The sequence below is a fragment of the Pleomorphomonas sp. JP5 genome (genome assembly GCF_023721815.1).
GTDB lineage: Bacteria > Pseudomonadota > Alphaproteobacteria > Rhizobiales > Pleomorphomonadaceae > Pleomorphomonas.
Window position 1 is genome coordinate 1 of sequence record NZ_JAMDLI010000020.1, and the last position, 6,744, is coordinate 6,744.

General features: G+C 63.2%; 4 protein-coding genes. All 4 read left to right on the forward strand.

Annotated elements, in window-relative coordinates:
* The first annotated feature begins 324 nt into the window (after positions 1-324).
* The 4 genes from pyk (at position 325) to pflA (ending at position 6,590) form a co-directional block, all read left to right on the forward strand.
* On the forward strand, positions 325-1,788 hold the full coding sequence (gene pyk, locus M4J40_RS17935; RefSeq protein WP_251755792.1) for a pyruvate kinase: 1,464 nt from the start codon (positions 325-327) through the stop codon (positions 1,786-1,788).
* Positions 1,789-2,019: 231 nt separating this feature from the next.
* Positions 2,020-2,931, forward strand: a complete 912-nt coding sequence (locus M4J40_RS17940) for a formate/nitrite transporter family protein (RefSeq protein WP_251755793.1) — start codon at positions 2,020-2,022, stop codon at positions 2,929-2,931.
* A gap of 562 nt (positions 2,932-3,493) precedes the next feature.
* A complete protein-coding gene (pflB, locus tag M4J40_RS17945; protein WP_251755794.1) occupies positions 3,494-5,779 on the forward strand; it encodes a formate C-acetyltransferase in 2,286 nt (761 codons plus the stop codon).
* Positions 5,763-6,590 carry a pyruvate formate-lyase-activating protein gene (pflA, locus tag M4J40_RS17950; protein WP_251755795.1) on the forward strand — a complete coding sequence of 276 codons (828 nt, stop codon included), beginning with the start codon at positions 5,763-5,765 and terminating at the stop codon, positions 6,588-6,590. The genes pflB and pflA overlap by 17 nt, the downstream gene beginning before the upstream one ends.
* The last annotated feature ends 154 nt before the right edge of the window (positions 6,591-6,744 follow it).

Genomic DNA, 6,744 nt, shown 5'->3' on the forward strand with positions numbered 1-6,744 from the left:
CAGCCTCGTCCGCATCCTGTCCTGGTACGACAACGAGTGGGGCTTCTCCAACCGCATGGCCGACACCGCCGTCGCCATCGCCAAGACCCTCTGAGAAACGGCTGATTCCAGCCTCATGGACCCCGCCCGCAAAGGCGGGGTCTTTTTTTGTTGCACCGGTCCGCAAAGCAGAGTTGCGACAACACGACGGAAGCTGTGCTTCCCCTCGCCGCGCCCTTGCGTGTATACGAAGGCAACGCTGGCGAGGACTTTTCCTTACGGGCCAAACCCGAAGGGATTTTCCGGCCGGATGATTTCACGGTCGACAGACGTCAAGGAGCAGACATGAGCGCGCCGGCAACCTCGCTAACGGGTAGCAATCCCAAGATCCGCCGACGCCAGACCAAAGTGGTCGCCACGCTGGGGCCGGCCTCCGGCACCATCGAGGTGATCCGCGAGTTGGTCGCGGCCGGCGCCGACGTGTTCCGGCTCAACTTCAGCCACGGCACCCATGAGGAGCATCGCGCCCGCTTCGACATGCTTCGGCAGGTCGAAACGGAGACCGGCCGCCCGATCGCCGTGATGGCCGATCTCCAGGGCCCCAAGCTGCGCATTTCCACCTTTGCCGACGGCCCCATCGATCTCGTCGAAGGCCAGACCTTCCGCCTCGACCTGTCCACCGAGCCCGGTGACGCCAACCGCGTGGGCCTGCCGCATCCAGAAATCTTCGCGGCTCTCAAACCCAACACCGACGTGCTGCTCGACGACGGTCGGGTTCGCCTGCATGTGGTGAGCTGCGCCAGCGACCATGCCGTTACCACGGTGGTCAGCGGCCGCGCGCTGTCCAACCGCAAGGGCGTCAACGTACCGGACGTGGTGTTGCCGCTTTCCGCATTGACGAAGAAGGACCGGGCCGACCTGGCGTTCGCGCTGGACCTCGGTGTCGACTGGGTGGCTCTTTCCTTCGTCCAGCGGCCGGAAGACCTGGTCGAAGCCCGCTCTCTGATCGGCGATCGGGCGGCGTTGCTCGCCAAGATCGAGAAACCCCAGGCGATCGACAGCTTGAGCGCCATTATCGAGCTCGCCGACGGCGTCATGGTGGCCCGTGGCGACCTCGGCGTCGAGATGCGCCCTGAGGACGTGCCGACGCTGCAGAAGCGCATCGTTCGCGAAGCGCGGCAAGCCGGCAAGCCGGTCATCGTCGCGACGCAGATGCTCGAGTCCATGGTGACGAGCCCGGCGCCGACCCGCGCGGAGGCCTCCGACGTCGCCACCGCCGTGTTCGACGGTGCGGACGCCGTGATGCTGTCGGCCGAAACGGCTGCCGGCGCCTATCCGGTTGCCGCCGTGGCCATCATGGACAGCATCGCCCAGCGCGTCGAGCACGACCCGCTCTATCGCCAGATCATCGAAGCGCAGCGCCTGCCCTTCGGTCCGGAAAGCTCTTCGGACGCCATCACCCACGCGGCCAAGCAGATTGCCGGCGCGCTCGACGCCAAGGCGATCATCACCTTCACCGCCACCGGCTCGACGACATTGCGCGTCACGCGCGAGCGGCCGGGCGTGCCCGTCCTCTGCGTCACGCCGGACCTGATCAAGACGCGCAAGCTGATGCTCGCCTACGGTGTGCTGGTGATCCCGAGCCAACTGTACCGCCGGTTCCAGGACAAGGTGAACGCCGGCGTGGCATTGGCTCGCGAGCTGCGGATCGCCAACCTCGGCGACACACTGGTGGTGACCGCAGGTGAAGGCGTTCCCGGTTCCACCAACCTGCTGCGTATCGTCACGGTCGGCGAAGCGTCCTTCTGATCGACTTGTCCCCGGAGCGACGTCGGCTTGCAAAAGCCGACGATCGCCGGGAAAGCCGGCATAGCATCCCCGCTGACGTCACGCGCCGCTGACGGGGACGGACGATATCATCGGCAAAGCCGCCGTCGGGCTACCACCGGGTCGATGAAAGCTGCGTAATTCCCTCCTCTTTACTTTCGCCCATCAGGCGGTATCGCTGTCGGCGAAAAAGTTGAACCGGAGATACCCCAAATGGCGAACACCGCGCCCGGACAGGCCAACACCATTCTCGGCCTCGACGCCTATGCGCCGGCCGAAATCCAGGACAAGGTCGAGAAGCTCGGCGTCAAGAAAGCGCGCATGCCGGCGTTGGCCAGCGCCGCACTCGCCATCGTCGCCGGCGGATCGATCGGACTTGGCGCAGTGTTCTTTGGAATCGTGCTCGCGGATCCGACGCTCGGCTTTGCCGCCCAGCGCCTTCTCGGCGGCCTTGTCTTCACCCTGGGCCTAGCCCTGGTCATGATCGGTGGCGCCGAGCTGTTCACGGGCAACTGCCTGATCGTCATGGCCTGGGCCAATCGACAGCTGGGAACCCTTGAGGTTCTCCGCAACTGGGCGATCATCTGGCTCGGCAACCTGGTCGGCGCTCTCGGCCTCGTCTTCCTGATCTACATGGCTCACACATCGGCCCTGAACAACGAGGGTTTCGGCGCCGGTCTCATCAAGCTGGCTGTCGGCAAGGTGGCGCCTGATGTCGTCACCATCTTCTTCAAGGGCGTGCTCTGCAACATCCTGGTCTGCCTTGCCGTGTGGCTCAGCTACGCCGGCCGCTCGGTGACCGACAAGCTGTTCGGCATGGTCCTGCCTGTGACCGCCTTCATCGCCGCCGGGTTTGAGCACTGCGTCGCCAACATGTTCATCCTGCCCTATGCCTGGGTCCTCGTTCAGACCGGACACGCTCCTGAGGGCGTCGACGCCTCGGTGCTGCCCCTGGGCGCCATCGTCCACAACATCGTTCCGGCCACGCTCGGCAACATCGTAGGTGGCGGGGCCTTTGTTGGCGGCATCTACTGGCTGGTCTACCGAAAGGCTCTGGGCGGACTGACGCCCCTGCAGACGGCGGAGCCGCACCAAACGCAGAGCAGCCACGCCCAAAACGGATAACCATTTGGAATTGTTCGGCCGCTTGACGCTGCACGGCCTGCAAGGCTGATCCGCATGCCTGCATGGCTCGAACAGGACGAGCGAGCCCACCGTAGAGAACCCCACCAGGGGCTCTCTTTTTGGTTGCACATCATCAGGCAGAGTTGGAGGCTCATGCAACCGACCCGCTCCCTATTGCGGATCGTTCTCAACCGTCGAAATTTGGTTGATTTCCTTCATATTTTCAAAAGTCGCACTATTTGGCTATTTTCTAAAAGGTTTCAGTTTTCAAAGGGAACTCGCCGCCCCGCGACTCGGCAAAACGCTGCCCGAACGGCAACACAATCAATGCGAGCATGCAGTTCGCGAAGACCTGACCTTCAGGTAGCGCACAGCCGGCCGTGGAGCCTGGCAATAGCGCAGGATTACTTACTTAACCTTCGCACTCATATATTACATGAAGGGTGCGAAGCGCTTGCAAATCACCGTGATTTCGCAGGACTACGTAAGTGATTTATGTTATACGTCTTCGGACGCATAACTTTCCGGCCATCGAGCTGGTGATAAAACTGGAGAGAAAGCCATGAACGTCTATGCGCGCGAACCGTTCGACACGATCGACACGGAACTCTCCGCCCAGGACCCCTGGCGCGGCTTTCTTCCGGGCAACTGGACCCGCGAGATCGACGTCCGCAGCTTCATCATCGCCAACATAACCCCTTACGAGGGCGACGCCGCTTTCCTGGCCGGCATCACGCCCCGCACCGCCGACCTCTGGGAGAAGCTGAAGGCTCACCTCAAGGCCGAGCGCGACAAGGGCGGCGTGCTTGATGTCGACGTTTCCACCCCCTCCTCCATCACCTCGCACAAGGCCGGCTACATCGCCGAAGATCTCGAGCAGATCGTAGGCCTTCAGACCGATGCGCCGCTGAAGCGGGCCATCATGCCGTTCGGCGGCTACCGCATGGTCAAGAACGGTCTCGAGGCCTACGGCTTCAAGGCCGACACCTCGCTCGACAAGGTGTTCCCCAAGCTTCGCAAGACCCATAACGACGCGGTCTTCGACGTCTACACCCCCGAGATGCTGGCCTGTCGCAAGTCCGGCGTCATCACTGGCCTGCCGGATGCCTACGGCCGCGGCCGCATCATCGGCGACTATCGCCGCGTCGCCCTCTACGGCGTCAACCGCCTGATCGAGGACAAGCAGACCCAGCTCAAGAGCTTCGAACTCGCCACCATCGACGAGGACGTGCTGCGCGCTCGCGAAGAGACCGCCGAGCAGATCAAGGCTCTCAAGGAACTCGTCAAGCTCGGCGAGATCTATGGCTTCGACCTCACCCGCCCGGCCGTCAACGGTCGTGAGGCGGTACAGTGGACCTATCTCGCCTATCTCGCCGCAGTGAAGGAAGCCAACGGCGCCGCCATGTCGCTCGGCCGCGTCTCCAGCTTCCTCGACATCTTCATCCAGCGCGACATCGCCGAGGGCGAGCTCAACGAAGCCGAGGCGCAGGAGCTGTTCGACCACTTCGTCATGAAGCTCCGCATCGTCCGCTTCCTGAGGACGCCGGAGTACGACCAGCTGTTCTCCGGCGACCCGACCTGGGTCACCGAGTCCATCGGCGGCATGGCCATCGACGGTCGCCCGCTGGTGACCAAGTCGTCCTTCCGCATGCTGAACACGCTGAACACGCTTGGCCCGGCCCCCGAGCCGAACCTGACCGTGCTGTGGTCGGAGCATCTTCCGAAAGGCTTCCGCGACTTCTGCGCCGAGACGTCCATCAGAACCTCGTCGATCCAGTACGAGAACGACGACCTGATGCGTCCCTACTGGGGTGACGACTACGGCATCGCCTGCTGCGTTTCCGCCATGCGCATCGGCAAGCAGATGCAGTTCTTCGGTGCTCGCGCCAATCTCGCCAAGACCTTGCTCTACGCGATCAACGGCGGTCGCGACGAGAAGAGCGGCACGCAGGTCGGCCCCACCTTCGCCCCCGTTGTCGGCGACTACCTCGACTACGAGGACGTCAAGGCCAAGCTCATTCCGATGATGGAGTGGCTCGCCCGCGTCTACGTCAATGCGCTGAACTCCATCCACTACATGCACGACAAGTACATGTACGAGCGGATCGAGATGGCGCTGCACGACCGCGACATCCTCAGGACCATGGCCTGCGGCATCGCCGGCCTGTCGGTTGCCGCCGACAGCCTCAGCGCCATCAAGTACGCCAAGGTGAAGGTGATCCGCGACGAGCGTGGTCTGGCGACCGACTTCGAGATCGAGGGCGACTATCCCGCCTTCGGTAACAACGACGATCGTGTCGACGACATCGCCGTCTGGCTGACCGAGACGTTCATGGGCTGCATCCGCAAGCACAAGACCTATCGCAACGCCATGCCGACGCAGTCGATCCTGACGATCACCTCCAACGTCGTCTACGGCAAGAAGACTGGCAACACCCCCGATGGCCGCAAGGCCGGCCAGCCCTTCGCTCCGGGTGCGAACCCGATGCACGGCCGCGACAAGAATGGCGCCGTCGCCTCCATGGCCTCGGTCGCCAAGCTGCCCTATGCCCACGCACAGGACGGCATCAGCTACACCTTCTCGATCGTGCCGTCCGCCTTGGGCTCCACCGAGGAGGATCGGGTGAACAACCTCGACAACCTGCTCAGCGGCTACTTCCTGCAGGGCGGTCACCACATCAACGTCAACGTGTTCGACCGCGAGACGCTGGTCGACGCCATGGAGCATCCCGAGCTCTACCCGCAGCTGACCATCCGCGTGTCGGGCTACGCGGTGAACTTCATCAAGCTGACGCGCGAACAGCAGCTCGATGTCATCAGCCGGACCTTCCATGGCGCATCAAACTAACCTCCTCGACGTCCGGGACGCCCAGGGCGGCACCCCGGGAGTCCACGCCGATGGCGGGCATGCTCGCCCTGCCCGCCGACCGGTGGCCCACGGCTTCGTTCACTCGAAGGAAGCCGGCGGCGCCGTCGATGGCCCTGGCATCCGCTACGTGCTTTTCGTCTCGGGTTGCCCTCTGCGTTGCCAGTACTGTCACAACCCCGACACCTGGCACATGCGCAAGGGCAAGGAGACCTCGGTAGGCGAGATCGTTGCCGAGATGGCGAGCTACTCCAACTTCCTGAAGCGCGCCAAGGGCGGCATAACCATCACCGGTGGCGAGCCGCTGACACAGGTGGAGTTCACGGCCGAAATCTTCCATGCCGCCAAGGCGATGGGGCTTCACACGGCGCTCGATACCTCCGGCTTCCTGGGCAAACGCATCTCCGACGAGATGCTCGAGGACATCGACCTCGTACTGCTCGACATCAAGGCCTTCTCCGAGAAAACCTACTTCGAGGTGACCGGCGCCCAACTGCAGCCGACGCTCGACTTTGCCCGCCGCCTTTCCGCCAAGGGCAAGAAGATCTGGCTGCGCTATGTGCTGGTGCCGGGCCTTACCGACAAGCTCGATGAGATCGAAGGGCTAGCCGCCTTCGCCGCCGAGCTCGGCGTCGTCGAGCGCGTCGACGTGCTGCCATTCCACAAGCTCGGCGAGTTCAAGTGGAAGGAATGCGGTCGCGACTACAAGCTCGCCGACACGGAAGCACCGTCCGGCGAACTGGTCGAAAAGGTCCGCTCGATCTTCCGGAGCCAGGGCCTGAAGGCCGGCTAGAGCACCCGCCGATCAGGTTGAATCAACCTGATCGAAAAGCGGCTGCTCCAGCGAATGCTCTAGGTCCAATCGACATTCAGGATTCACGACGCGGGTGATGTGTGATTCATGGATCTCCAGACTGTTCGATCTGGAGACCCAGCATGGCCAAGCG

Excerpts from the sequence above, each read along its gene's own strand:
- pyk (WP_251755792.1), top strand. The coding sequence starts at position 325 with ATGAGCGCGCCGGCAACCTCGCTAACGGGTAGCAATCCCAAGATCCGC.
- M4J40_RS17940 (WP_251755793.1), top strand. The coding sequence starts at position 2,020 with ATGGCGAACACCGCGCCCGGACAGGCCAACACCATTCTCGGCCTCGAC.
- pflB (WP_251755794.1), top strand. The coding sequence starts at position 3,494 with ATGAACGTCTATGCGCGCGAACCGTTCGACACGATCGACACGGAACTC.
- pflA (WP_251755795.1), top strand. The coding sequence starts at position 5,763 with ATGGCGCATCAAACTAACCTCCTCGACGTCCGGGACGCCCAGGGCGGC.